At 33.1% G+C, this 24,618-nt stretch carries 23 protein-coding genes; 14 read left to right on the top strand and 9 right to left on the bottom strand.

From position 1 onward, the window contains the following. The first annotated feature begins 9 nt into the window (after nucleotides 1–9). Together SLW70_RS10935 and SLW70_RS10930 are read left to right on the top strand one after the other, a co-directional pair. Nucleotides 10–918, top strand: coding sequence for a type IX secretion system membrane protein PorP/SprF (locus SLW70_RS10935; RefSeq protein ID WP_320888419.1), 909 nt, complete (start codon nucleotides 10–12; stop codon nucleotides 916–918). Between the two features lie 11 nt (nucleotides 919–929). Further along, nucleotides 930–2,867 (top strand): OmpA family protein, encoded by a 1,938-nt coding sequence (locus SLW70_RS10930; protein WP_320888418.1) that lies wholly within the window; start codon nucleotides 930–932, stop codon nucleotides 2,865–2,867. Nucleotides 2,868–2,942: 75 nt separating this feature from the next. On the opposite strand, the gene SLW70_RS10925 is transcribed toward SLW70_RS10930, so the two are convergent. From SLW70_RS10925 to pyrR, 8 genes are all read right to left on the bottom strand, one after another. After that, entirely contained in the window at nucleotides 2,943–3,431 is a 489-nt protein-coding gene (locus SLW70_RS10925) for a CAP domain-containing protein (RefSeq protein WP_320888417.1), read from the bottom strand. Nucleotides 3,432–3,752: 321 nt separating this feature from the next. Further along, nucleotides 3,753–4,262, bottom strand: coding sequence for a CAP domain-containing protein (locus SLW70_RS10920; RefSeq protein ID WP_320888415.1), 510 nt, complete (start codon nucleotides 4,260–4,262; stop codon nucleotides 3,753–3,755). A gap of 699 nt (nucleotides 4,263–4,961) precedes the next feature. After that, entirely contained in the window at nucleotides 4,962–5,471 is a 510-nt protein-coding gene (locus tag SLW70_RS10915) for a CAP domain-containing protein (protein ID WP_320888414.1), read from the bottom strand. A gap of 263 nt (nucleotides 5,472–5,734) precedes the next feature. Then, complete coding sequence (pdxH, locus tag SLW70_RS10910; protein WP_320888412.1) at nucleotides 5,735–6,379, bottom strand: pyridoxamine 5'-phosphate oxidase; 645 nt, start codon at nucleotides 6,377–6,379, stop codon at nucleotides 5,735–5,737. A gap of 36 nt (nucleotides 6,380–6,415) precedes the next feature. Further along, entirely contained in the window at nucleotides 6,416–7,321 is a 906-nt protein-coding gene (locus SLW70_RS10905) for a ribonuclease Z (RefSeq protein WP_320888411.1), read from the bottom strand. A gap of 103 nt (nucleotides 7,322–7,424) precedes the next feature. Further along, nucleotides 7,425–7,757: a ribonuclease Z gene (locus SLW70_RS10900; RefSeq protein ID WP_320888409.1), complete on the bottom strand. Its 333-nt coding sequence runs from the start codon at nucleotides 7,755–7,757 to the stop codon at nucleotides 7,425–7,427. A gap of 50 nt (nucleotides 7,758–7,807) precedes the next feature. Further along, entirely contained in the window at nucleotides 7,808–8,734 is a 927-nt protein-coding gene (locus tag SLW70_RS10895; protein ID WP_320888408.1) for an aspartate carbamoyltransferase catalytic subunit, read from the bottom strand. A gap of 54 nt (nucleotides 8,735–8,788) precedes the next feature. Further along, nucleotides 8,789–9,328, bottom strand: coding sequence for a bifunctional pyr operon transcriptional regulator/uracil phosphoribosyltransferase PyrR (gene pyrR, locus SLW70_RS10890; RefSeq protein WP_320888407.1), 540 nt, complete (start codon nucleotides 9,326–9,328; stop codon nucleotides 8,789–8,791). Between the two features lie 259 nt (nucleotides 9,329–9,587). Between pyrR and SLW70_RS10885 the strand changes: the two genes are divergently transcribed. Further along, a complete protein-coding gene (locus SLW70_RS10885; protein ID WP_320888405.1) occupies nucleotides 9,588–9,761 on the top strand; it encodes a hypothetical protein in 174 nt (57 codons plus the stop codon). Nucleotides 9,762–9,815: 54 nt separating this feature from the next. Here the strand turns inward: SLW70_RS10885 and SLW70_RS10880 are convergent, their stop codons facing one another. Beyond that, nucleotides 9,816–11,432 carry an ABC-F family ATP-binding cassette domain-containing protein gene (locus SLW70_RS10880; RefSeq protein WP_320888404.1) on the bottom strand — a complete coding sequence of 539 codons (1,617 nt, stop codon included), beginning with the start codon at nucleotides 11,430–11,432 and terminating at the stop codon, nucleotides 9,816–9,818. Between the two features lie 175 nt (nucleotides 11,433–11,607). On the opposite strand from SLW70_RS10880, the gene SLW70_RS10875 reads away from it, so the two are divergent. From SLW70_RS10875 to argH, 11 genes are all read left to right on the top strand, one after another. Continuing rightward, nucleotides 11,608–12,792: a hypothetical protein gene (locus tag SLW70_RS10875; RefSeq protein ID WP_320888403.1), complete on the top strand. Its 1,185-nt coding sequence runs from the start codon at nucleotides 11,608–11,610 to the stop codon at nucleotides 12,790–12,792. 404 nt (nucleotides 12,793–13,196) lie between these two features. After that, a complete protein-coding gene (locus SLW70_RS10870; protein WP_320888402.1) occupies nucleotides 13,197–13,847 on the top strand; it encodes a GNAT family N-acetyltransferase in 651 nt (216 codons plus the stop codon). 269 nt (nucleotides 13,848–14,116) lie between these two features. Continuing rightward, complete coding sequence (locus SLW70_RS10865; protein ID WP_320888401.1) at nucleotides 14,117–15,310, top strand: argininosuccinate synthase; 1,194 nt, start codon at nucleotides 14,117–14,119, stop codon at nucleotides 15,308–15,310. Nucleotides 15,311–15,594: 284 nt separating this feature from the next. Next, on the top strand, nucleotides 15,595–16,572 hold the full coding sequence (gene argC, locus SLW70_RS10860) for an N-acetyl-gamma-glutamyl-phosphate reductase (protein ID WP_320888399.1): 978 nt from the start codon (nucleotides 15,595–15,597) through the stop codon (nucleotides 16,570–16,572). 222 nt (nucleotides 16,573–16,794) lie between these two features. Continuing rightward, nucleotides 16,795–17,931: an aspartate aminotransferase family protein gene (locus SLW70_RS10855; RefSeq protein ID WP_320888398.1), complete on the top strand. Its 1,137-nt coding sequence runs from the start codon at nucleotides 16,795–16,797 to the stop codon at nucleotides 17,929–17,931. A 208-nt stretch (nucleotides 17,932–18,139) separates the two neighbouring features. After that, entirely contained in the window at nucleotides 18,140–19,336 is a 1,197-nt protein-coding gene (locus tag SLW70_RS10850) for a glutamate-5-semialdehyde dehydrogenase (RefSeq protein ID WP_320888397.1), read from the top strand. Between the two features lie 59 nt (nucleotides 19,337–19,395). Further along, entirely contained in the window at nucleotides 19,396–20,157 is a 762-nt protein-coding gene (proB, locus tag SLW70_RS10845) for a glutamate 5-kinase (protein ID WP_320888395.1), read from the top strand. 70 nt (nucleotides 20,158–20,227) lie between these two features. Next, nucleotides 20,228–21,175 (top strand): N-acetylornithine carbamoyltransferase, encoded by a 948-nt coding sequence (locus SLW70_RS10840; RefSeq protein ID WP_320888394.1) that lies wholly within the window; start codon nucleotides 20,228–20,230, stop codon nucleotides 21,173–21,175. After that, nucleotides 21,165–21,950 (top strand): acetylglutamate kinase, encoded by a 786-nt coding sequence (gene argB / locus SLW70_RS10835; RefSeq protein WP_320888393.1) that lies wholly within the window; start codon nucleotides 21,165–21,167, stop codon nucleotides 21,948–21,950. Before SLW70_RS10840 ends, argB begins: the two co-directional genes overlap by 11 nt. Nucleotides 21,951–22,025: 75 nt before the next feature. Then, nucleotides 22,026–23,093 carry a M20 family metallo-hydrolase gene (locus SLW70_RS10830; RefSeq protein ID WP_320888392.1) on the top strand — a complete coding sequence of 356 codons (1,068 nt, stop codon included), beginning with the start codon at nucleotides 22,026–22,028 and terminating at the stop codon, nucleotides 23,091–23,093. Between the two features lie 102 nt (nucleotides 23,094–23,195). After that, nucleotides 23,196–24,476, top strand: a complete 1,281-nt coding sequence (gene argH / locus SLW70_RS10825; RefSeq protein WP_320888390.1) for an argininosuccinate lyase — start codon at nucleotides 23,196–23,198, stop codon at nucleotides 24,474–24,476. Nucleotides 24,477–24,618 lie beyond the last annotated feature (142 nt).

Here is a 24,618-nt window from a genome sequence, read left to right as displayed (position 1 = left end):
TTAAGCCAAATGAAAACAAAAATACTTTCTTTCGTTTTGATGTTTACAGCAATAGTAAGTTTTGCACAACAGGATTCGCAATTTACTCAGTATATGTACAACACAATCAATGTGAATCCTGCTTATGCTGGATCTAGAGGAGCTATGAGTATCTTTGCTTTGCATCGTACTCAATGGGTAGGACTCGATGGAGCTCCTGTTACCAATGCGGTTTCAATCAATACCCCTTTGAATGAAAGTAGACTTGGACTTGGGGTATCTCTTATCAATGATAGAATTGGACCTATTGATGAGAATACTATTTCGGCTGATTTGTCTTATACCATTCCTACTTCGGAGATTTTTAAACTCTCTTTTGGAATCAAAGCAACTGCCAACTTATTTAGCTTAGATAACAGTAGATTAAACCCTGTAAACCAAGCTGACCCTACCCTACAAAGTTTCAATAAATTCAATCCTAATATAGGAGCTGGTCTATACTTACATTCTGATAAAGCCTATGTAGGTTTTTCTATTCCTAACTTCATTCAAACCAATCGATATGACGATAATGAAGTAGCTCTTTTTAAGGAGAAAATAAACTATTACTTAATTGCTGGTTATATATTTGACTTGAATAATTATATCAAATTCAAACCGGCTCTTCTCACTAAAATGGTAACGGGTGCTCCTTTGCAAACCGATATTTCTGGAAACTTCCTATTCAATGACAAATTTATGGTTGGGGTTTCATACAGATGGAGTGCGGCTCTAAGTGCAATGGTAGGCTTCCAAATCTCAGAGGCAATGTACATTGGATATGGATATGATAGAGAAACAACCAACTTGAATAATTACAACTCTGGTTCTCATGAAATTTTCTTGCGCTATGAGATTTTCAAAAATAACGATAAAATCACAACCCCAAGATTCTTCTAAAATCAATTATTATGAAAAAGAATATACTCCTTTACATAACTATAATAAGTGTTTTTTCTCTAAACATTTATTCGCAAAAAGCTAGACTTGCTGCGGCTGACAAAAAATATGACAACTTTGCCTACATTGATGCCATAAAAACCTATGAAAGAATCGCTGAGAAAGGATATAAATCAGCCGAGATGTTTCAAAAATTGGGGAATGCCTATTACTTTAATGCTCAGTTAGAGAATGCCGCTAAATGGTATGGTGAATTATTTGCTATGCAAACTGAGTTGCAACCTGAATACTATTATAGATATTCGCAATCGCTAAAAGCCATTGGGGATAACAAACAAGCTGATGCAATGATGGAAAAATTCAATCAATTATCAGGTGATGATAAACGGGCCAAGCTTTTTAAGAAAAATAGAAACTACCTTGCCGAAATAAAAGCAAACTCAGGAAGATATAAAGTTGAAGATGCAGGTATTAACTCCAAATATTCAGATTATGGTACTGCGGTTTATCTCAATAAAATCGTTTTTTCTTCTGCTAGAGATACGGGGAGTTTAGGGCAACGCAAACACACTTGGACTAATCAGTATTTCACTAATTTGTATATGGCTGATTTGGGCGAAGAAATGACTCCGGGTGCTCCTAGTAAATTTGATAAAAACATAAATTCTAAATTCCATGAAGCAACTCCTGCTTTTACTAAAGATGGGAAAACCATGTACTTTACTCGCAACAACTATCTCGAGGGGAAAAAAGGTAAAAATGGAAACGATATTACGTTAATTAAAATTTACAAGGCTACTTTAGAAAACGACAAATGGGCCAAAATTGTTGAAATGCCTTTTAATAGTGACAACTACTCTACTGCACACCCAGCTTTGAGTCCTGACGAAAAAACATTGTATTTTGCCTCAGACATGCCTGGTACCTTAGGATTATCAGATTTGTTTAAAGTCAAAATAAATGAGGATGGAACCTATGGAAATCCTGAAAATCTAGGAAACTCAATCAATACTCCGGGTAGAGAAACGTTTCCTTTTATTAGTGAAGATAACGAAATCTATTTCGCTTCAGATGGACATCCTGGCTTAGGAGGATTGGATGTATTTGTTTCTAAAATATTTGAAGATGGAACTTTCAATGAGGTTCAAAACGTAGGAGCCGATATCAATTCTCCCAAAGATGATTTTGCTTATCTAATCGATAGTAAATCTCGAAGAGGTTTTTTCACTTCTAATAAAGATGGCGGACAAGGATATGATGATATCTATAAATTCTTAGAAACTAAAAAATTAACTTGTGATCAAAAATTATTTGGACAGATTACAGACATAGAATCTAAAGAAGCCCTTCCTAATGCTAAGGTGAGTCTTTTTGATAAAAAATTCAACGAAATATCTTCCATAATGTCTGATGCCAAAGGAAACTATTCCTTTATGGTTGAATGTGGAAAAACATACTATGTAAGAGCCGAAAAACCAGAATACAATACCAATGAAGCAAATATAACGGTAGGTAAAGAAAATGGTCAAACCGAACTCAATATTGCTTTAGAAAAAATTAGCTGTAAAGTTGCTGTAGGTGATGATTTAGGAAAATGTTTTGGTATCAAAATGATTTATTTTGACCTTGACAAATCAAACATCAGACATGAAGCGGCTCTAGACCTCGAAAAAATCCTTGATGTATTAAAACAATATCCTAATATGAAACTTGATATTCGTTCACATACTGACTGTAGAGCTTCTTTCAAATACAACGAAGCCTTATCGGACAGAAGAGCCAAATCAACCATCGAATGGCTGGTTAAAAATGGGGTAAGTTCTAATAGACTTACGGGTAAAGGATATGGGGAATACCAACTCGTAAACCATTGTGCTGACGGTGTGAAATGTTCTGAAGAAGAACACCAAGAAAACAGACGTAGTGAATTTATAATTACAGATTTGTAAGGATACCGTTTATACACGAAAACACATTATAAAACCTCGAAATTTTCATTTCGAGGTTTTTGATTTTATGAGAAACTAATTAATCTTTGCAAAAATATTAGTAATATAATTTTTCCCTGTCGTTGGATCTGCTTTAATAGCAATTCCAAAGTGAGTAAAATTTCCCATGATCTTCTTTTTATGACTTTCACTTTTTAACCAAGCAGCTACTACTGATTCTGCAGAATTAAAATTCCAAGCAATATTTTCAGCCACAGTTTCAGCCCCAAGAACATTCTTTATATCCTCAGAACGAACAATGAAATTATCATGACTTACAACATTCATAGAAATCATATAATCATCATGTTCAGCTGATTTAGTCGATATATAATTTATTTTTTGTAAGGTAGTTAATCCTAAACTTTTCCTGTATTCATTAATTACATTTAATGTTTCCAGTTCCGTTTGAGTATAATTATAAATTATATTTCTCTGAAGAGTATTTTCATCATTAAATAATACTTCGGTATCGTTTAAAGCATTAGTTGAACAAGAGGTTATTACGTAAGCTAGCGAACTCATTATGAGAACACTAAAAACATTTCTATTCATAAAATATGTAAAAATTAATTACGTAATTTTCAATTCATCTGCACCTTTGTTTATAAATTTGATGGGACCAAACATACATATGTTTTAGTTAAACAAATGTAAAACATCGATGAAATACATGATTTTAACAGATTTCTATAATTTTTCTGATACTGTTTTTTTTTTGGATAAATAGATTCATTCTACAAATTCTCACAAATAATAATTGTTATGATAATGAAACACTTAAGTAGTATACATAAAAAAAGTGCCTCAAATGAGACACTTACATATGTAAAAAACTAATAAAATTTAAATCTTAGCAAAGATATTAGTATAGTAATTTTTACCCGTTACTGGATCTGATTTTATAGCAATTCCAAAGTGAGTGTAATTACCAACTATATTTTCTTTGTGTGCTGGACTATTCAACCAGGCTGCAACTACTGATTCTGCCGTTTTGAAGTTATAAGCAACATTCTCACCTACAGTTTTAGCTCCTAATACCTTGATGATATTTTCTGAACGTGAAACAAAATCATTATGATTTACAACTTTGTTTGCAATCATATAATCATCATGTTGCTCTGATTTGAAAGACATATGATTAATTTTTTCTAATGGATTTAATCCTTGACTAACTCTGTATTCATTAATTAATACCATAGTCGCTAATTCTAATTCATTATAATTGTAGTCAACTACTTTAGCTGTAAGATTGCTAGCTTCAATTGAAGCTTCTTCAGATTTATCAGAAGAACAAGAATTCATTGTGAAGATTACTATTGTGAGTAATGCAAGACGTAGTAAGTTTGTTTTCATAATAATAGTAGATTAAATTTAAAGTAGATTGTGGGGCAAACTCTTTAATATGATTATTTATTCCTTGTTTTAATTTCTTTAACAAACATAAATAAAACATCGATTAAAAGCGTAATAAAATCGATGAAATACATAAATTAAATAAAATTTATGTATTTTTCCTACTATGAAGTGATGTTTACGGATGCAAAACATAATTAGAATAAAAAAAAATCTGATTAAATAAGATTCACATACCATAATTCATAACTCTATTTTATAAAAAAACTGAGTCTTAATAGAGAAAATAGTACCTAAAAAAGTTCATAGTAGTAATTTTAAAAAATGATATTTAAACCATATAGATTCATGGCTTAAGCTGTATAAAAAGAATTATTACATAAGTCAAACAAAATGGTAGAAAAGGATTCAGGTAGTTAAGACAATATGCACAAGAAGTCAAAAAGAGTCTGAAGTTTAAAAACAAGTAATTATCAAAAGTCCTTCACTAGCTATTTTAAAGTATATTAAAGCCATCAGGTTATTAAAAAGCCAAATACAAGTTGAGAAATGTATTTTGCAAAAAAAAGCTATTGAAGTCATTTCAATAGCCTAATTATGAAACAATAAAAAATTACCTAGTAATATAATAAATTAACTATTTCCTAAAAACAATATATTTTCAATTTTGAAAGCTTATTATTTTTAATAATTATTGATTTATATTTTTGCAAAAATATTAGTATAATACTTCTTTCCTGTCACTGGATCTGATTTAATAGCAATTCCAAAATGAGTATAATTCCCAACAATATTTTCTTTGTGTGCTGGACTATTTAACCAAGCTGCTACTACTGATTCTGGTGTATTGAAATTGTAAGCTACATTTTCACCTACGGTCTTAGCACCTAAAACCTTGATAATATTTTCTGAACGTGAAACAAAATCATTATGATTTACAACCTTATTAGCAATCATATAGTCATCATGTTGCTCTGATTTAAAGGAAATATGATTAATTTTCTCTAATGGATTTAATCCTTGACTTACCCTATATTCATTTATCAATGTCATAGTTGCCAATTCAATATCATTATAACTATAGTCAACAACTTTTGCTGTAAGATTACTAGCTTCAATTGAAGCTTCTTCAGATTTATCAGAAGAACAAGAATTCATTGTAAAGATCACTACTGTTAGTAATGCTAGACGAAGTAAGTTTGTTTTCATAATAATAGTAGTTTAAGTTTAAAGTAGATTGTGGGGCAAACTCTTCAAAATGTTATTAAATGCTTTGTTATAATTTCTTTCACAAACATATATAAAACATCGATTAAACACGTAATAAAATCGACAAACTACACAATTTAAATAAATAGAATAACTTTTTCTTACAAAAATAAGCTTCTTTTATATCAATTTAGTTACAAAAAAAAGGAACTTACAAAAAAGTTCCTTTAAATGAATATAAATAATAAATGATTAATATAAAATTAGGGTGCCATACGTTCTATTTTCCACGAATAATCTTGCTGTAAAGTATAACGAATTCTGTCGTGCAAACGATTAGCCCTTCCTTGCCAAAATTCAACCTCAATAGGACTGACTATAAAACCTCCCCAATTTTTTGGTCGTAAAATAGGTTTGTTTTCAAAATCCTTTTCTATTTTTTTTAATTCATTTTCCAAATAATCTCGAGATGGAATCACTTGGCTTTGATTAGAAACAATAGCGCCTAATTTACTTCCATCAGGTCTTGAATCAAAATAATTATCGGAGATAATTTCTGTTGTCTTTTCTGCTTTTCCTTTAATAATTACCTGTCTTTCCATCGAATGCCAAAAAAAAGACAAACAAACATTAGGGTTATTTAGAATTGCTTTTCCTTTTTCAGAATTATAATTGGTATAAAATATAAAACCTTCCTCTGAGAATCTTTTCAATAATACAACTCTTGATTTAGGAAAACCATCCAAACCAATTGTTGCAATTGTCATCGCATTTACTTCCTCATTACCTCCAAAATCCTCTACTTCATGAAACCATCGATTAAAAAGATTAATTGGATCCTCTGGAATCATAGATTCTAAGAGTTCACTTTTTTCATAAGATTTTCGATAATTACTTATATCTTTCATTGTTTGTTTAAATTTTAGAGAATCAATAATACAATATTAAAATTCAAAACTCTTTCCGTCATCTCCTAACAGCACATTTGAAAACACAGTTTTAGCTTCTTCCTCAAATAACGCGATACTATCATATCTTGTCGAATAATGACCTAATACTAAATGCTTTACATTAGATTTCTTTGCAATTGTTGCGGCTTCAATTGCTGTGGAATGCATTGTTTTATTGGCTAATATTTTTTCGGATTCTAAAAAAGTGGATTCATGATACAACACATCAACATCTTTGATTAATGGAATAATTGCTTCATTATAAACTGTATCAGAACAAAAGGCAAAACTCTGTGGAGCAACAGGATCAAAAGTTAACTCCTTGTTTTTTACAATTTGACCGTTGTCCAGTACAATATCTCTCCCGTTTTTGATATTTTGATAATAACAGATATCAATTTCATACTGTTTTACAGCTTCAATATTTAATTTTCTTTTTTCAATTTTTTCTTGAAATAAAAAACCATTCGTATAAATGCGATGCTTCAACGGAATTGTTTTAACCGTAACTTTTTCATCTTCAAAAACAATTTCACTTTTAGTTGAATTTAACTCATAAAAATTCAACCCATATTGGGTCCATGAATTCGATAATTTGAGTTGTAAAAGAACAATTTCTTTAATCCCTTTAGGCCCGTAAATATGTAAATCAGTTGTACGACCTAATAAACTAAAAGTTGAAATCAATCCAATTAGTCCAAAAAAATGATCCCCATGCAAATGGGAAATAAAAATATGGTTTATTTTTGAAAATTTGAGTTTATTTTTTCGCAATTGAACCTGCGTTCCTTCTCCGCAATCAATCAAAAACAATCTGTTTTTTATTTCTAAAACTTGAGAAGTAGGATTAGTAAGTGTTCTTGGAGTAGCTGCATAACAGCCTAGTATCGTTAATTTCAATTTTATGTTTATTCGTTTATTTGCAAATTTGGTAAACCGTTAAAGATTAAAAAGTCAAGTAAGAATCGATTAAACAGTTAAACAAATAAACAATTAACCATTCTTAGAATCCTAAATCTCTTTCAATTTCTTCCATTTGGATGATATCGTGAGCTTCTAGTAATGTAGGCACTACAGTTAACTTAGTGGGTATTGCATTATAATCAAAATCACTAATCACAATAACAAATGATTTTAAAGCTTTTTTATGTTGCTTAGATAGAGGTAAAAATAATTTAGCTTGGTCAACAGTTACTTCTTTATGATGCAAAAGGTCAATAATAATATTATGCTTTTCGTAAGTTTTATATTGATGAGTAATCTTCATTAAAAACGCCATTAAATCTCCTTGAGTATCTTTAATAATGAACGTGTGTCCTTTTTCTTCTACTTTCATTTTATTAAATTTAAAATTACTGTTATGCTAAGGTACTAAGGAATTTTTAATTATTTAATTTTTGACGCCAAAAGATAAATTACGGCCATACGAATTGCTACCCCATTTTCAACCTGATTTAAGATTACTGATTGCTGAGAATCAGCAACATCAGTAGTAATTTCAACTCCTCTATTAATAGGTCCTGGATGCATAATTACGATTTCCTTATCTAGTGAATCTAATAAAGCTTTATCTACACCATATTGCTGTGCATATTCTCTAGTTGATGGAAAGAAATTTACATCCATCCTTTCATTTTGAACACGTAACATATTTGCCACATCACACCATTCTAGTGCTTTACGCAAATTTGGTTCGACAGTAACCCCAAGAGATTCAATATGTTTTGGTATCAAGGTTTTTGGACCACATACTTTAACTTCAGCACCTTGCATTTGCAAAGCATAAATATTAGAAAGTGCAACTCTTGAATGTAAAATATCACCCACTATAACTACCTTCTTCCCTCCTACATCACCTAGTTTTTCACGAATAGAATAACTATCTAATAAGGCTTGCGTTGGGTGTTCATGAGCTCCATCACCAGCATTTACAATACTAGCTTTTACGTTTTTTGATAAAAAATAAGCAGCTCCGGGGTTAGAATGCCTCATTACCACCATATCTACTTTCATAGATAAAATATTATTTACTGTATCAATTAATGTTTCGCCTTTTTTAACGGAAGATTGTGCAGCAGAAAAACTAATAACATCTGCAGATAAACGCTTTTGTGCTAATTCAAATGAAAGTTTCGTTCTTGTACTATTTTCGAAAAAAATATTAGCAATGGTAATATCTCGTAAGGAAGGTACTTTCTTTATAGGTCGATTAATAACTTCTTTAAAATGATCGGCAGTTTCAAATATTAGGTCAATATCATTATTATTGATGTACTTAATTCCTAATAAATGATTTACGCTTAATTCTTTCATTTTTATAGTCTTATTATTTTTTTAAAGTTTGGATAATAGTAACGAGACTAATACTTAGCTTGTCACTAAATACACAGCATCTTCACCTTCATTTTCTATCCAACTTACTTTTACTTTTTCGTTATTAATTGCATCTACTTGTCGGCCTCTATAATCAGGTTGTATAGGCAAATTACGACTGAAACGTCTGTCTATCAAAACTAATAATTCAATTTCAGAAGGTCGACCAAAAGATTGTATAGCAGTAAGAGCCGAATTTATGCTTCGCCCTGTATACAATACATCATCAATAAATATGACTTTTTTGTTTTCGACAATAAAATTGATTTTCGTTTTATTTGCCTCCAATGGTTTGTCTTTTCTTCGAAAATCATCTCTAAAAAAAGTAATATCTAAATAACCCAAAGTAATCTCAGGAGCATTGTATTCCGTTTCTAGAATTTGTTTTAATCGTTCTGCTAAAAAAACACCTCGTGGCTGAATCCCCACTAATATCGTATCTGAAAAATCAAGATGTTTTTCAATCAATTGACAGGCCAAACGATGGAGTATGATAGTAACTTCTTTTGCATTAAGTAATACTTTTTGACTCATAGTAGATATAATGTTTGGTGCTGCAAAAATACACTATTTTTTAAAATATTGAGGTAATGATTATAAAAAGAAATAAAAGCATTGACTGACTATTCTAAGACATTGTTAATTAAAACAACAACTCCTTAACAACTCATAATTGAATCTTTTGCTTTACATAAATCTTAAAACTTTTAAGTAAAATTTTATAAGAGCATTTATCAAGAGCTTTGTAATTTCACATAGTAATTAGTTCGAAATTAACGAAACATTCAAAGTCATGAAAAAAACAGTCACAAGAATCGCCCTTTTACACTTAGTTTTATTTACATTCTCCAGTTGTGAAATCATTGGTGGAATTTTCAAAGCTGGAATGGGATTTGGAATTTTTATATCCGTAGTAGTAATGGTTGCCCTAATATACCTTGCGATTAAGCTATTGGGTCGAAAATAAAAAATGCTCCTTTAAATCTGTAAAGGAGCATTTTTAGTTTATTTAATTTTCAAATTAAGAATACATTTTCACTCTTAATTCCTGAACTTTTTCGTCATCTAAATATTCATCAAAAGTCATATAACGGTCAATTACTCCCTTTGGAGTTAATTCAACAATACGGTTACCTACAGTTTGAGCGAACTCATGGTCATGTGTTGTAAAAATCACAGATCCTTTATAATTTTTCAATGAATTATTGAAAGCTGTAATCGACTCTAAGTCTAAGTGATTCGTAGGTTCATCAAGCATCAAGATATTTGCACGTTCCATCATCATACGTGACAACATACAACGTACTTTTTCACCCCCAGACAATACTCGACTTGTTTTTAGTGCTTCTTCTCCTGAGAAAATCATTTTTCCTAAGAAACCTCTAATATATACTTCATCACGCTCTTCTTCCGTTTTAGCCCATTGACGCAACCAGTCTACCAAAGTCAAATCATTTTCAAAATAGTCATGATTCTCAGCCGGTAAATATGCTTGATTAGTTGTAATACCCCAATCAAAAGTTCCTGCATCTGCTTTCATTTTATTATTTAAAATTTGATAAAAAGCAGTAGTTGCTCTAGAGTCTTTTGAAAATAAAACAATTTTATCTCCCTTAGCCATATTCAAATCTACTCCTTTAAACAACAATTCTCCATCTACAGAAGCACTTAAATCTTGTACATTCAAAATTTGGTCACCCGCTTCACGGTCTTGGTCAAAAATAATCGCTGGATAACGACGACTAGATGGTTTAATTTCAGAAATATTCAATTTCGAAATCATTTTTTTACGAGAAGTCGCTTGTTTAGACTTCGCAACATTCGCACTAAAACGACGAATAAATTCCTCCAATTCTTGTTTCTTTTCTTCTGCTTTTTTGTTTTGTTGCGCACGTTGTTTTGCCGCTAACTGGCTAGACTCATACCAAAACGTATAGTTTCCAGAGTAGTGGTTAATTTTACCAAAATCAATATCCGAAATATGAGTACAAACCGCATCCAAGAAGTGACGGTCGTGAGAAACCACAATTACGGTGTTTTCATAATTCGCTAAGAAATTCTCTAACCATGCAATGGTTTCAAAATCCAGGTCATTGGTAGGCTCATCCATTATCAACAAATCTGGATTCCCAAATAAAGCTTGCGCCAAAAGGACACGTACTTTAATTTTACCCTCCAAATCAGCCATCAAAGTATAATGATTATCTTCTGTAATTCCAAGGTTTGAAAGCATAGATGCAGCATCAGAATCAGCGTTCCATCCATTCATTTCTTCAAATTGGACTTGAAGCTCCCCTATTCTATCTGCATTTTTATCGTTGTAATCCAAATACAACTCATCCATTTCTTTCTTAACAGCATACAATACTTTGTTTCCCATCAAAACGGTTTCAAGCACTGTATGTTCGTCAAACATGTTGTGATTTTGGTTCAAAACCGACATCCTTTTTCCTGGTTCCAAATGAACATGTCCTGATGTAGGATCCATATCACCTGAAATAATTTTTAAAAAAGTAGATTTTCCAGCACCATTAGCACCAATAACGCCATAAATATTTCCGTGTGTGAAGGTTGTATTTACTTCGTCAAACAAAATTCGTTTACCAAATTGAACCGATAAATTATTAACTGTTAACATGAATGTGTTTTTATTTAAAAAATTTGTGCAAAAGTACAAAAAAATACTCATTCTATTAAATAGTATTTTAACACCTTAAAAAGCCCTATTAAAACGTAATTAAGCATATATGTTCTTGGATTCCTTTTGATTTTGTGTCTTAATAAAATATATTTGTCACTTTAAAATTTTAAAGATGAAAAAACTACTCCTTTTTAGCCTATTATATCTAATTGTAACTGCTTGTGGCGTAAAAAGCACCCGAAACATGCTTGTTTCAGGAAATTATGACGAAGCTATCAATAATGCAATTTCAAATATTGGCACCTATAAAGACAAAAAAAGCAAACAAGATTATATTTATATGCTTGAGGAAGCATTTGCAAAAGCTAAAGAACGAGACCTAAATACTATCAATTTGTTAACTAAAGATGGTAATCCCGCACATTTAGAAAAAATATACAATACCTATTTACTTCTAAACAGTAGACAAGAAAGCATTACCCCACTGCTTCCTTTGAAATTAATGAAAGAAGGTCGAAATGCAAAATTCCCTTTTAGTAACTACAATAATCAAATCGTAGAAAGCCGAAACGAACTTTCTGTTTACCTCTACAACAACAGTAAAAAATTATTAGCATCAAAAGACAAATTGGATTTTAGAAAAGCTTTTGACGATTTAAATTATCTTAACAAAATCAATCCCAACTACAAAGACACCAATAAATTAATTGACGAAGCACAATTCAAAGGAACTGATTTTGTGATGGTTTACACCAAAAATGAAACCAACATGATCATTCCTAGTCGTTTATTAAATGATTTAATGGACTTTAACACCTATGGAATTAATGATAAATGGACCGTTTACCACAGTGCCAAAACTAAAGGAATAACCTATGACTATGAAATGATTTTGAGTTTTAGAGATATTCAAATTTCACCTGAACAAATCAAAGAAAGAGAATTCATTAAAGAGCGCCAAATAATTGACGGCCAAAAGAAACTTTTAGACGACAAAGGAAAAGTAGTCTTAGACAATAAAGGCAAAGAAGTTTTAGTCGACAACATTATAAAAGCAACTGTTAAAATATACGAAATCAGACAATTAAAATCGAGTTTAATCACAGCCAAAGTTGACTTTTTTAATATCAAAAACAAACAATTACTACAATCTTTCCCTTTAAGCAGTGAATTTATATTTGAAAACATTTACTCTAATTACAAAGGTGATCGTCGAGCTGCTGATGACAATTATATGGGATATTTTAACAACAAAGTAGTGCCGTTTCCAGATAGCCAGCAAATGGTTTATGATACAGGTGAAGATTTAAAACAAAAATTAAAAAATATTGTATCAAAATATAAATTTAATCAATAGTCCTTTAATTCCAAATAAACAACAGCCAGTTAAAAAAATGTTAGAAAAAAACGAATCATACTGCTCTTTTTCAAAAATATTTGTACTTTTGCGCCTATGAATAACACACGTGTACATATTACTTCTAATTCACGGATGAACAAACCCGCAACCTCTCCCGAGGTACGGATACTATTAGTATAGTATTCATTATGTTTGGGGCTATCATAATTTATTCATTTTTCATTTTTTTCATATTGGAACTGCAACTATTATCTAGTAGTATTGGATTAACAAATCCTAAAAACATTATTTATAATTTAATTTTGTCTCCATTTACATGGAAACAAAGTCCTAGTACACTTGTTTGCATTTTGAAAAATGAACAACAACTTGTTTCACAACCTAATAAATCAAATCATTAGATGAATATTGATATAGTTATTACTGAGGAAAAGCATTTTAAATATGCAGAAGAAATTTGCGAAACCATAGAATCTTCGGCTAAGCTAAGAGGAACTGGTATTGCAAAAAGAACGCCTGAGTATATCCAAAAAAAGATGGAGAACAAAGATGCCGTTATTGCATTAGCAGATGGCAAATTTGCTGGCTTTTGTTATATCGAAAGTTGGCAACACGGTAAATTTGTGGCTCACTCAGGATTAATTGTACATCCTGATTACAGAAATTTAGGCTTAGCCAAAAGGATTAAAACCTTTGTTTTTGATTATTCATTAAAGAAATATCCAGAAGCCAAAGTTTTTGGTATCACTACTGGTTTAGCTGTAATGAAAATCAATTCGGATTTGGGATACAAACCGGTTCCGTTTTCAGAATTAACAACCGACCCAAGTTTTTGGAAAGGATGTCAAACCTGTACCAATTATGAAATTCTAAAAAGCAAAGACAACAAAATGTGTTTGTGTACAGGAATGTTGTACGACCCAAAAGAAAAACCAAAAGACCCACCCAAACACCCATTCAATGTGCGTATTTGGAACCGATTAAAAGCAATAAAACAAGCGCTTTTTCTTCAAAACAAAAATGAAAAAAAAGACAAAAAGGATAATAAATAAAAATAGTAACATCATTAATATCCCTTAAAAAAGACTAAGTCACGTTTACAAAGTTATAATGAAAATGAAACTTTAAAAAGCAACATCGACAACACAACATCGACAAAGTAACATCGACAAAGTAACATCGACAAAGTAACATCGACAAAGTAACATCGACAAAGTAACATCGACAAAGTAACATCGACAAAGTAACATCGACAAAGTAACATCGACAAAGTCACCCCCTCCTTTGGAGGGGGCTGGGGGGAGGAAAAAAAACAATTAAAATGAAAAAAGTAGTATTAGCTTATAGTGGAGGTCTTGACACCTCATATTGTCTAAAGTATTTAAAAAATGAAAAAGGATTCGAAGTTCATACGGTTTTAATTAATACCGGTGGTTTTGACGACGAAGAACTACAAGCTATTGAAGACAGAGCCTACGAATTAGGAAGCGCTAAACACGCTAACCTTACTATTTTAGACAAATATTACGATAAAGCTATTAAATACTTGATTTTTGGAAATGTATTAAAAAACAATACTTACCCATTATCAGTAAGTGCTGAACGTGTTTTTCAAGCGATTGAAGCGATTAAATACGCTAAATCTGTTGGAGCTACTGCCATTGCTCACGGAAGTACAGGTGCTGGGAATGACCAAATCCGTTTTGATTTGATTTTTCAAACCATTGCTCCGGAAATCGAAATCATCACGCCTATCCGTGACTTGAAATTATCAAGACAAGAAGAAGTTGATTACTTAATCAAAAATGGGGTGCACTATTCTTGGGAAAAAGCACAATATTCTATCAACAAAGGATTATGGGGAACAAGTGTGGGAGGAAAAGAAACTTTGACTTCACACCAATCATTACCTAGCGAAGCCTACCCTTCTCAATTGACTAAAGAAGGTGAAGAAAAAGTAACTCTTGAATTCAAAGAAGGGGAATTAATCGCTGTAAACGGTAAAAAAGACAAGCCATCAAACAACATTGTAGTTCTTGAAAAACTAGCGAGTGCTTACGCCATTGGTAGAGATACTCACGTGGGTGACACGATTATTGGTATCAAAGGAAGAGTTGGTTTTGAAGCGGCTGCTCCGCTTATCATCATCAAAGCACACCATTTGTTAGAGAAACATACTTTAGGAAAATGGCAACAATACTGGAAAGAACAACTAGGAAACTGGTACGGAATGTTATTCCACGAAGGGCAATTTTTGGATCCTGTGATGCGTAACATCGAGGCTTTCTTGCAAGACACACAAAAAACAGTGAACGGAAAAGTTTTTGTTACTTTGAAACCATACCACTTTATCTTGGACGGAATCGAATCTGAAAACGACTTGATGAACACCGGTTTTGGTCAATATGGAGAGATGAACAATGCTTGGACATCTGACGATGCTAAAGGATTTATCAAAATTTTGGGTAACGCTCAAAACATCTTTTCATCAGTAAACAAAGAAACTTACGAATAAGACAAATTGTTTTCTTAGGAGCAGAACCATTTTGCTTTTTAAGAAACATCCCTCCCGCTGTACGTTACAATCTTTTCCTTTTGAAAAAAAAGGAAAAGGATTTTCACTGCCATCGGGGCTAATGAGAAAGTTTAAGTTTTCAAAGAAACTTTTACAATCTTTTAAAACCATTAAGAAATTAAGTTTCATTTAGCTTAATAATCTTAATTTCTTAATTGTTTAAATAAAAAATGTTTTAAAAATAGATTGCTTTTTTCAAAGAGACAATCTTAAAAAAAGAGATTATGATTACTATTGGAATAATTGGAGGATCAGGATATACTGCGGGCGAATTAATTAGAATTCTAATGTTTCATCCTAATGCAAAACTTGATTTTGTGTACAGTACAACCAATGCAGGAAAACCGCTTTCTACAGCACATCAAGATTTGATGGGTGATATCGAAATGAATTTTACTGACACCATCAACCCTAATGTGGACGTACTTTTCTTGTGTTTAGGACACGGAAAATCAATTGCGTTTTTAGAAAACAACAAATTCTCAGACACTACCAAAATTATTGATTTAGGAAACGATTTCCGTTTGACTAAAGACAAGGAATTTGATGGAAAATCATTTGTGTACGGTTTGCCTGAACTCAATAAATCCGATATTAAAAAAGCCAATTATATCGCTAATCCTGGTTGTTTTGCAACTGCTATTCAATTGGCCTTATTGCCATTAGCAGCCGAAGGATTACTAACAGACGATGTTCATATCAATGCCACTACGGGTAGTACAGGTGCGGGTGTTAGTTTATCCCCAACATCACATTTTAGCTGGAGAAACAACAATTTCTCGCACTATAAAGCTTTTGAACACCAACATTTGGGCGAAATCAACCAAAGCATCAATCAGCTACAAGCTTCTTATAGTGACGAATTAATTTTTGTTCCAAATAGAGGGGATTTCCCAAGAGGAATTTTTGCAACCTTATACACAAAATCGGAAGAAAGTTTAGAAGATTTAGTTGCTAAATACGAAGCTTTCTATGCAGACCAACCTTTTGTAACGGTTACTACTACTAACATCAACATGAAACAAGTAGTACAAACCAACAAATGCATTATCAGTTTATTAAAAAAAGGAAACCGGGTTTTAATAACATCAACAATTGATAACTTATTAAAAGGTGCTTCAGGTCAAGCCGTTCAAAACATGAATTTAATGTTTGGACTCGAAGAAACAACTGGCTTACACTTGAAACCGTGTGGATTTTAATCCCCACCCCAGCCCTCCCCAAAGGGGAGGGAGGCATTATTTCATATACTTTGTCAATTATTTTAGTCTTATCGACTAATCAAAAAAATAAAATGAATTAATATAATCGTGAACTAACTGTTCTTTCTCTTAAAAAGAAGAACAGTTAGAATCTAAAAGCAACACCCCCCGTTGTACATATTTATTCCCCCTCCTTCGGAGGGGGTTAGGGGGAGGAATACTATGAACTTATTTGACGTTTACCCATTATACCCTATTACGCCTGTAAAAGCAGTGGACTGCACAATTTACGACGAAAAAGGAATTGAATATTTAGACTTATACTCTGGTCACGGAGTAATATCTATAGGACATACTGAGCCTTATTACGTAGCCAAAGTAAAAGAACAATTGGATAATTTGAGTTTTTACTCGAATGCAATTCAGAATCCATTGCAAGTGGAATTAGCTGAAAAATTAGGAAAAGCCTCTGGCTTGACTGATTTTAGCTTGTTCTTATGTAGCTCTGGAGCTGAAGCCAATGAAAATGCCTTAAAAATGGCGTCCTTCCATACAGGAAAATCAAGAGTAATTGCTTTTGACAATTCGTTTCACGGAAGAACTTCGGCTGCGGTTGCTGTAACTGACAATCCTAAAATTGTGGCGCCTATCAATGCACAACAAGTAGTGACGTTCTTGCCATTGAATCAAATTAATTTGGTGGAAGCCGAATTGAAAAAAGGAGATGTCGCTTGTGTAATCATCGAGCCTATTCAAGGTGTGGGTGGTTTAGACCAAGGAACAACCGAATTCTTTCAAGCTTTGGAAAAAATTTGTAAAGCAAATGAGGTGATTTTGATTCTTGACGAAGTGCAATCAGGTTACGGAAGAAGCGGAAAGTTTTTTGCGCACCAACACCACGGAATCAATCCAGATATTATAACAACAGCTAAAGGAATGGGGAACGGCTTCCCTATTGGAGGCGTTTTAATTTCGCCTAAATTCCAAGCAAGTTACGGATTATTAGGAACTACTTTTGGAGGAAGTCATTTGGCTTGTGCTGCTGGTATTGCGGTTTTGGATGTGATTGAAAGCAAAAACTTAATTGAAAACGCTAAGAAAATAGAAGCGTATTTCATGGAAGCCATAAAAGTAATTCCAGAAATCAAACAAGTTAAAGGAAGAGGATTGATGCTAGGAGTAGAATTTGATTTTGACGTGAGCGCTTTAAGAAAGAAAATGATTATCGAAAAACATATTTTTACCGGTGGCGCAAACAACAAAAACTTGTTGAGAATTTTACCTCCTTTAACGATAACAACTGATGCTATTGATACTTTTGTAGTGGCACTGCAAGAGAGTTTGGCTGAGTTGAAGTAATTTTAAGTTATAAATTAAAAATAAAAATCTGCTAAAATCTGTGTGCTATAATTTTCACGCAGATTTCGCAGATTTAAAACGATTTTAAATCAGGCCCCCTAAAGTGGTTTACGTGAGATTTGAAATTAAAAGGAGGACAGCCAGTGGCTGTCAGGTATTTTTACGGAGGGTCACGCCCAAAATAGAATAACATATAGTAAAAAAAAATATGAGTACATTATTATCCATAGAAAAAAGAAACGCTGTATTGACTACGATGGCGACACTTTTGGAACAAGAAAGAGAAGCTTTGAAAGTCATCAATCAACAAGATTTAGCCAATTATAATGGTGAAGACTTAGCTATGGAGAAACGGTTACTCGTGGACGACGCTAAGGTGGACGGAATGATACTTTCGGTACAACAATTAGCGAGTCAAGAAGATCCTGTGGGGCAAGTTCGCTATGAATTTACTCACGACAACGGTATGCGCATTAGCAACAAAACGGCTGCTTTTGGAACGATTATGATTATTTATGAATCGCGTCCAGATGTAACTGTGGAAGCTGGTGGAATTGCTTTTAAATCTGGAAACAAAATTTTGTTGAAAGGCGGAAAAGAGTCTTTGCTTTCGAACCAAAAGATTGTGAGCCTATGGCACCAAGCTTTGGAAAGCAATGGCGTAAGTACTGAATGGGTAGAATATTTGAATTATGACCGAGCGCAAACCCAAGCTTTCTTAGAAAAACCGACTCAAAGAATCGATTTAATCGTACCACGTGGTGGCGAAAAATTGATTGAATTTACTAAAAAACACGCCACTTGTCCAGTAATTGTAAGCGGTCGTGGCAATAACTTTGTATATGTCAATGCTGATGCCGATTTAGACAAAGCGATGTCTATCATCATCAACGGAAAAACCTCAAACATATCGGTTTGTAATGCTTTGGATAAAGTATTGATTGATGTTAATTTACCTAACTGGGAAGTTTTTGCTAACGCATTAATAGCCAAATTAAAAGAGTTTAAAGTAACTGTTTTAGGAGATGATGCTGTTGCTAAAGCGACTGGAGTTCCTGCAATTGAAAATGATTTAATTTGGTACGAAGAATTTTTAGATTACAAAATTGTAATTGGAACAGTTAACTCTAATCCAGCAGCAATTGAAATGATTAATAAATATTGTGGCGGACACTCGGCTTCTATCATTACAGAAAACGCTGGTCTAGCACAAGAGTTTATGGAGAATGTTGATGCATCTTCAGTATATCATAATGCTTCGACTCGTTTTACTGATGGTGGGCAATTTGGTTTAGGTGGTGAATTAGCTATCAGTACCGATAAATTACACCAACGTGGACCGATTGGTTTGCAACATTTGGTAACCAATAAATGGTATATTTACGGCGAAGGACAAATCAGGTAGGGATAGGTCGCGTGTAGGGACAAGTCGCGACTTGTCCCTACGCCTGCAAAATAAAAAAAATGGCAAAAAAAAGAATTTTATTAAAATTAGGTAGCAATACGCTCACTAAAGAAACCAATCATATTTCGAGAGGAAAGATTGAAGATATTGGGATGCAAATAGCCGAATTGAATGAGGACTATGAATTTATCATCGTAAGTTCAGGGGCGATTGCTGCTGCCAAACAGTTTGTAAAACTTGAAAAACAAGATAAAGAACTTTTTGTAAAACAAGCGTTGGCATCTATTGGTCAGCCTCATTTGATGCGGATTTACCATGAGAATTTCAAGGATTTAGGTTTGCATACTTCTCAATGTTTGTTGTCTTATTCTGATTTTGAGAAGGAACAAACCAAGAAAAACATTGTCAATACCATCAATGTTTTGGTCAAAAACAATTACATTCCTATTATCAACGAAAATGATACCGTTGCTACGGATGAGATTAAATTTGGCGACAACGATAAATTAGCCGCTTTAACCGCTGTGTTATTAGAAGTCGATATTTTGATAATTGCCACAAATACCGATGGTTTTTATACCAAGGAATCCATGCAAAATGGAAAACCTGAAACCATTTTAACGGTTGCTGAGTTAAACGATTTGGAAAAGGAAATTGGAGACTCAAAATCCTCACACGGTACCGGTGGTATGCAATCCAAAATCGAAGCCGTAGCCATTGCAAAAGAAGCTAATATTGAAACTTGGATTGTCAACGGCTTGAATGATAATTTTATATTGAATGCTATAAATAACAAAATTCCATTTACTAAGATTGTGTAGAATAGCTTATTTGTTTAATCGGTTAATCGGTTAAACAAATAAACAGTTAACCGATTAAACATTAAAAAAGATGAACTACATTTCTATAAAAAATATCGACAACCTATCACAATGGGTTCAAGATGCATTAAAAATTAAAAAAAATCCACTAAAACACAAAAAACTAGGAAAACACAAAACCCTTGGAATGTTGTTTTTCAACCCTAGTTTAAGAACCCGTTTGAGTACTCAAAAGGCGGCTTTAAACCTAGGAATGAATGTAATGGTGATGAATTTCACCAGTGAAGGATGGACATTGGAATTTGAAGATGGTGCTATCATGAGCCAAGGTGCTTCTGAGCATATCAAAGAAGCCGCGGAAGTAGTTTCGCAATACTGTGATATCATTGCTATCAGAGCTTTTGCTGGTTTGGTTGAAAAAGATAAAGACAATGCCGAAATAGTATTGTCTGGTTTCTTAAAACACGCTACAGTGCCTATCGTGAATATGGAAGGTGCAACTGGCCACCCGTTGCAATCTTTGGCTGATGCTATTACGATGGAAGAATTCAAAACACCACACAGACCAAAGGTAGTCTTATCATGGGCTCCACACCCAAAAGCCTTACCACAGGCTGTAGCCAACTCTTTTGTGGAAATGATGCAGTTACAAGATGCTGATTTTGTGATTACCCATCCAGAAGGTTACGAATTGAATCCAGAAATCACCAAAGATTCCAAAATAGAATACGATCAAAACAAAGCTTTTGAAAATGCCGATTTCATTTACGCCAAAAACTGGAGTAATTATAACGAATACGGTCAAATTACAAATGCTGATACCAATTGGACAATAACTGCCGAGAAAATGGCTTTGACTAACAATGCTAAATTTATGCACTGTTTACCAGTTAGACGTAATGTTATTGTAGAAGACGAAGTAATTGATAGCGAAAATTCAATCGTGATTCAACAAGCAAATAACAGAACTTATGCCGCACAATTAGTACTTCAAAAAATATTAAAAAATGCAAAATAAACCATCTGTAACACTTGTGAAAATTGGCGGAAACATTATTGATGATGCCAATGAATTAAAACATTTTTTAGCTGACTTTTCAAAAATTGAAGGACATAAAGTACTCATTCACGGTGGTGGAAAATCGGCTACTAAAATGGCTAAAAGTATAGGCTTAGTTCCTCAAATGGTGGATGGACGCCGTATTACTGATGCAGCAATGCTAGAAGTAGTGGTGATGATTTATGCTGGACAAATTAACAAAGAAATTGTAGCACAATTACAAGCCAATAATACGAATGCTATTGGTTTCTCTGGAGCTGACGGAAATTTAATCCAATCTGAAAAAAGAAACCACCCAACTATTGATTATGGATTTGTAGGTGATGTACAAAAAGTAAACACACCGCTTTTACAAACGTTAATCACTAACGGCATTACTCCTGTTTTCTGCGCCATTACACACGATCAAAAAGGACAATTATTAAATACCAATGCTGATACTATTGCTAGTGAATTAGCTATTGCATTATCAGAAGTATTTGATGTAACCTTGAACTATTGCTTCGAAAAACCAGGAGTTTTGACTGATGTTGATGATGACAATTCGGTCATCCTACAAATCAATTCGGAGCTCTATGCTAAATTAAAAGAGGAAGGTGCCATACATTCTGGTATGATACCTAAATTAGACAACTGTTTCAATAGCTTGTCTAAAGGTGTTCAAAAAATAAGAATTGGACACCACAAAATGTTACAAAATGCAAATGCCATTTGCACAAGTATTCAATTATAAACGTATGTTTTCCGATTTATAGTATATAACTTTATGATACTGTAAACTTGAAAACTTGCGCCAAAAAAAAACAAAATGAAAAACCAAGAAACACTTACTAAAGAAGCAATCCAATTATTAAAAAATCTGATTGAAACCCCTTCCTTTTCTAGCGAAGAGCAACAAACAGCCGTTTTAATAGAGCAATGGTTTATTCAAAACAACATCCCTTTCGAAAGAGAAAACAATAATATTTGGGCTTACAATAAATCATTTGACAAAAGCAAACCTACGCTTTTATTAAATTCACACCACGACACCGTACGTCCTAACCAAGCTTACACCAAAGACCCTTTCAAAGCAATCGTCGAAGATGGAAAACTATACGGTTTAGGAAGTAATGATGCCGGAGGATGCCTAGTTTCTCTTTTGGCTACTTTTGTACATTTTTACGCTGCTGAAAACTTACCATACAATATTGTTATCGTCGCATCGGCAGAAGAAGAAAGCAGTGGAAAAAACGGTTTAAACAGTGTTTTAAAACATTTACCAGAGTTGGAATGTGCTATTGTAGGGGAACCAACCTTAATGCAACTTGCGATTGCTGAAAAAGGATTGTTAGTACTTGATGTCAAAGTAAAGGGAACACCAAGTCATGCTGCACATCAAAACGATGACAACGCTATTTATAAAACCATCGCCGTTATGGAATGGTTCAAAAACTATAAATTCGAAAAAATATCTGAGCAATTAGGCCCCGTAAAAATGACTGTAACCCAAATCAATGCAGGAAAACAGCACAATGTAGTACCGTCAGAATGTGATTTGGTTGTCGATATCCGAGTAAACGATTGCTACAACAATACACAAATTCTAGAAACCGTAAGAGCTAATGTGGAAGCCGAAGTAAATCCTCGTTCGATGCATTTAAACGCCTCTTCAATCCCTGAAGCACATGGATTAGTTCAGGCCGGAATCGCGTTGGGTAGAACCACTTATGGCTCTCCTACCCTTTCAGATCAATCGGTTTTGAGTTGTAAATCTTTGAAATTAGGACCTGGAGACACATTGCGTTCTCACTCGGCGGATGAATTCATCTACTTAAACGAAATTGAAGAAGGAATTGATTTGTATATTAAAATCTTAGGGGATTTTTTAAAATAATAATGCTGTACGGACAGGTCGCGACCTGTCCCTTCGCTGATTTTACAAAAATAATGATGTGCGGACAACTCTCGAGCTGTCCCTACGATAAAAAAATTGACTATGAAACTTTGGGAAAAAGGAATACCAACTGATAAGCAAATTGAACAATTCACTGTTGGGAACGATCGTGAACTAGATTTAGTTCTAGCTAAATACGATGCACTAGGATCAATTGCACACGCAAAAATGCTAGGTGAAATAGGTTTGCTAACCACTGACGAAACCAATTCATTAGTAGCCGCTTTGAATGATATCATTGCTGATATTGCTAAGGGAGACTTCGTAATTGAAGATAGTTTTGAAGATGTTCACTCCAAAATCGAATATTTACTTACTGTAAAACTTGGCGATGCAGGTAAAAAAATACATACTGCTCGTTCCCGTAATGACCAAGTAATGGTCGATGTAAACTTGTATTTAAAAGACGTTGTAACCGACTTAAAGCAACAAGTTAAAACCTTGTTCGACTTAATGATGGAAATGGCTGAAAAACACCAAAATGTGTTATTACCTGGATACACCCATTTACAAATTGCAATGCCGTCATCATTCGGAATGTGGTTTTCTGCTTATGCTGAAACTTTGATTGACGATATTACGATGTTGAATGCTGCATTGAAAGTAGTGGATCAAAATCCATTAGGTTCTGCAGCTGGTTATGGAAGCTCTTTTCCAATCAACAGAACTTTTACAACCAAAGAATTAGGTTTTGAAACGTTGAAATACAATTCGGTTGCCGCACAAATGAGTCGTGGTAAATCTGAGAAAACATTAGCATTTGCTATGAGTAGCGTTGCAGCTACTTTGGCCAAATTCTCTATGGATGTATGTGTGTACATGAGTCAAAATTTTGACTTCATAGGTTTGCCAGCACACTTAACAACGGGTTCAAGCATCATGCCTCATAAGAAAAACCCAGACGTATTTGAACTAATTCGTGGAAAGTGCAATAAAATTCAAGCTTTACCATATGAAATCACATTAATAACCAATAATTTACCAAGTGGTTACCACCGTGATTTACAGTTATTGAAAGAAGGGTTATTTCCAGCCATTCAAAACTTACAAGCTTGCCTTGATATTTCGATTTTCTCAATTAAAGACATTAAAGTAAAAGATAATATCTTAAACGATAAAAAATACGATTATTTGTTTACTGTTGATACCTTAAACGAAATGGTAGTAGCAGGTATGCCGTTTAGAGACGCTTACAAAGCTGTAGCCGAACAATTAGAGACTGGCTCATACGAATCACCTAAAGCAACTAAACATACACACGAAGGAAGTATTAACAACCTTTGTTTGGCTGAGATTAAAGAAAAAATGAATCGCGCTTTGTAATTTATTTTTCAAAATAAATAATTAGCAATAAACTGTTCAAAGAGTAATTTTTGAACAGTTTTTTTATTAAACATTATTTCACTGTGATATTAAACTATGAAAGTTTTAATTACAAAGGTTAGAATTTAGTTATTGCACTAAA

Source organism: Flavobacterium sp. NG2 (assembly GCF_034119845.1).
Classification (GTDB): domain Bacteria; phylum Bacteroidota; class Bacteroidia; order Flavobacteriales; family Flavobacteriaceae; genus Flavobacterium.
This window is presented reverse-complemented; position numbering and strand designations above follow the sequence as displayed.

What these genes read in the sequence shown, in the direction of transcription:
- SLW70_RS10935 (WP_320888419.1), top strand. Translation starts at nt 10, where the DNA reads ATGAAAACAAAAATACTTTCTTTCGTTTTGATGTTTACAGCAATAGTA.
- SLW70_RS10930 (WP_320888418.1), top strand. Translation starts at nt 930, where the DNA reads ATGAAAAAGAATATACTCCTTTACATAACTATAATAAGTGTTTTTTCT.
- SLW70_RS10925 (WP_320888417.1), bottom strand. Translation starts at nt 3,431, where the DNA reads ATGAGTTCGCTAGCTTACGTAATAACCTCTTGTTCAACTAATGCTTTA.
- SLW70_RS10920 (WP_320888415.1), bottom strand. Translation starts at nt 4,262, where the DNA reads ATGAAAACAAACTTACTACGTCTTGCATTACTCACAATAGTAATCTTC.
- SLW70_RS10915 (WP_320888414.1), bottom strand. Translation starts at nt 5,471, where the DNA reads ATGAAAACAAACTTACTTCGTCTAGCATTACTAACAGTAGTGATCTTT.
- pdxH (WP_320888412.1), bottom strand. Translation starts at nt 6,379, where the DNA reads ATGAAAGATATAAGTAATTATCGAAAATCTTATGAAAAAAGTGAACTC.
- SLW70_RS10900 (WP_320888409.1), bottom strand. Translation starts at nt 7,757, where the DNA reads ATGAAAGTAGAAGAAAAAGGACACACGTTCATTATTAAAGATACTCAA.
- SLW70_RS10895 (WP_320888408.1), bottom strand. Translation starts at nt 8,734, where the DNA reads ATGAAAGAATTAAGCGTAAATCATTTATTAGGAATTAAGTACATCAAT.
- pyrR (WP_320888407.1), bottom strand. Translation starts at nt 9,328, where the DNA reads ATGAGTCAAAAAGTATTACTTAATGCAAAAGAAGTTACTATCATACTC.
- SLW70_RS10885 (WP_320888405.1), top strand. Translation starts at nt 9,588, where the DNA reads ATGAAAAAAACAGTCACAAGAATCGCCCTTTTACACTTAGTTTTATTT.
- SLW70_RS10880 (WP_320888404.1), bottom strand. Translation starts at nt 11,432, where the DNA reads ATGTTAACAGTTAATAATTTATCGGTTCAATTTGGTAAACGAATTTTG.
- SLW70_RS10875 (WP_320888403.1), top strand. Translation starts at nt 11,608, where the DNA reads ATGAAAAAACTACTCCTTTTTAGCCTATTATATCTAATTGTAACTGCT.
- SLW70_RS10870 (WP_320888402.1), top strand. Translation starts at nt 13,197, where the DNA reads ATGAATATTGATATAGTTATTACTGAGGAAAAGCATTTTAAATATGCA.
- SLW70_RS10865 (WP_320888401.1), top strand. Translation starts at nt 14,117, where the DNA reads ATGAAAAAAGTAGTATTAGCTTATAGTGGAGGTCTTGACACCTCATAT.
- argC (WP_320888399.1), top strand. Translation starts at nt 15,595, where the DNA reads ATGATTACTATTGGAATAATTGGAGGATCAGGATATACTGCGGGCGAA.
- SLW70_RS10855 (WP_320888398.1), top strand. Translation starts at nt 16,795, where the DNA reads ATGAACTTATTTGACGTTTACCCATTATACCCTATTACGCCTGTAAAA.
- SLW70_RS10850 (WP_320888397.1), top strand. Translation starts at nt 18,140, where the DNA reads ATGAGTACATTATTATCCATAGAAAAAAGAAACGCTGTATTGACTACG.
- proB (WP_320888395.1), top strand. Translation starts at nt 19,396, where the DNA reads ATGGCAAAAAAAAGAATTTTATTAAAATTAGGTAGCAATACGCTCACT.
- SLW70_RS10840 (WP_320888394.1), top strand. Translation starts at nt 20,228, where the DNA reads ATGAACTACATTTCTATAAAAAATATCGACAACCTATCACAATGGGTT.
- argB (WP_320888393.1), top strand. Translation starts at nt 21,165, where the DNA reads ATGCAAAATAAACCATCTGTAACACTTGTGAAAATTGGCGGAAACATT.
- SLW70_RS10830 (WP_320888392.1), top strand. Translation starts at nt 22,026, where the DNA reads ATGAAAAACCAAGAAACACTTACTAAAGAAGCAATCCAATTATTAAAA.
- argH (WP_320888390.1), top strand. Translation starts at nt 23,196, where the DNA reads ATGAAACTTTGGGAAAAAGGAATACCAACTGATAAGCAAATTGAACAA.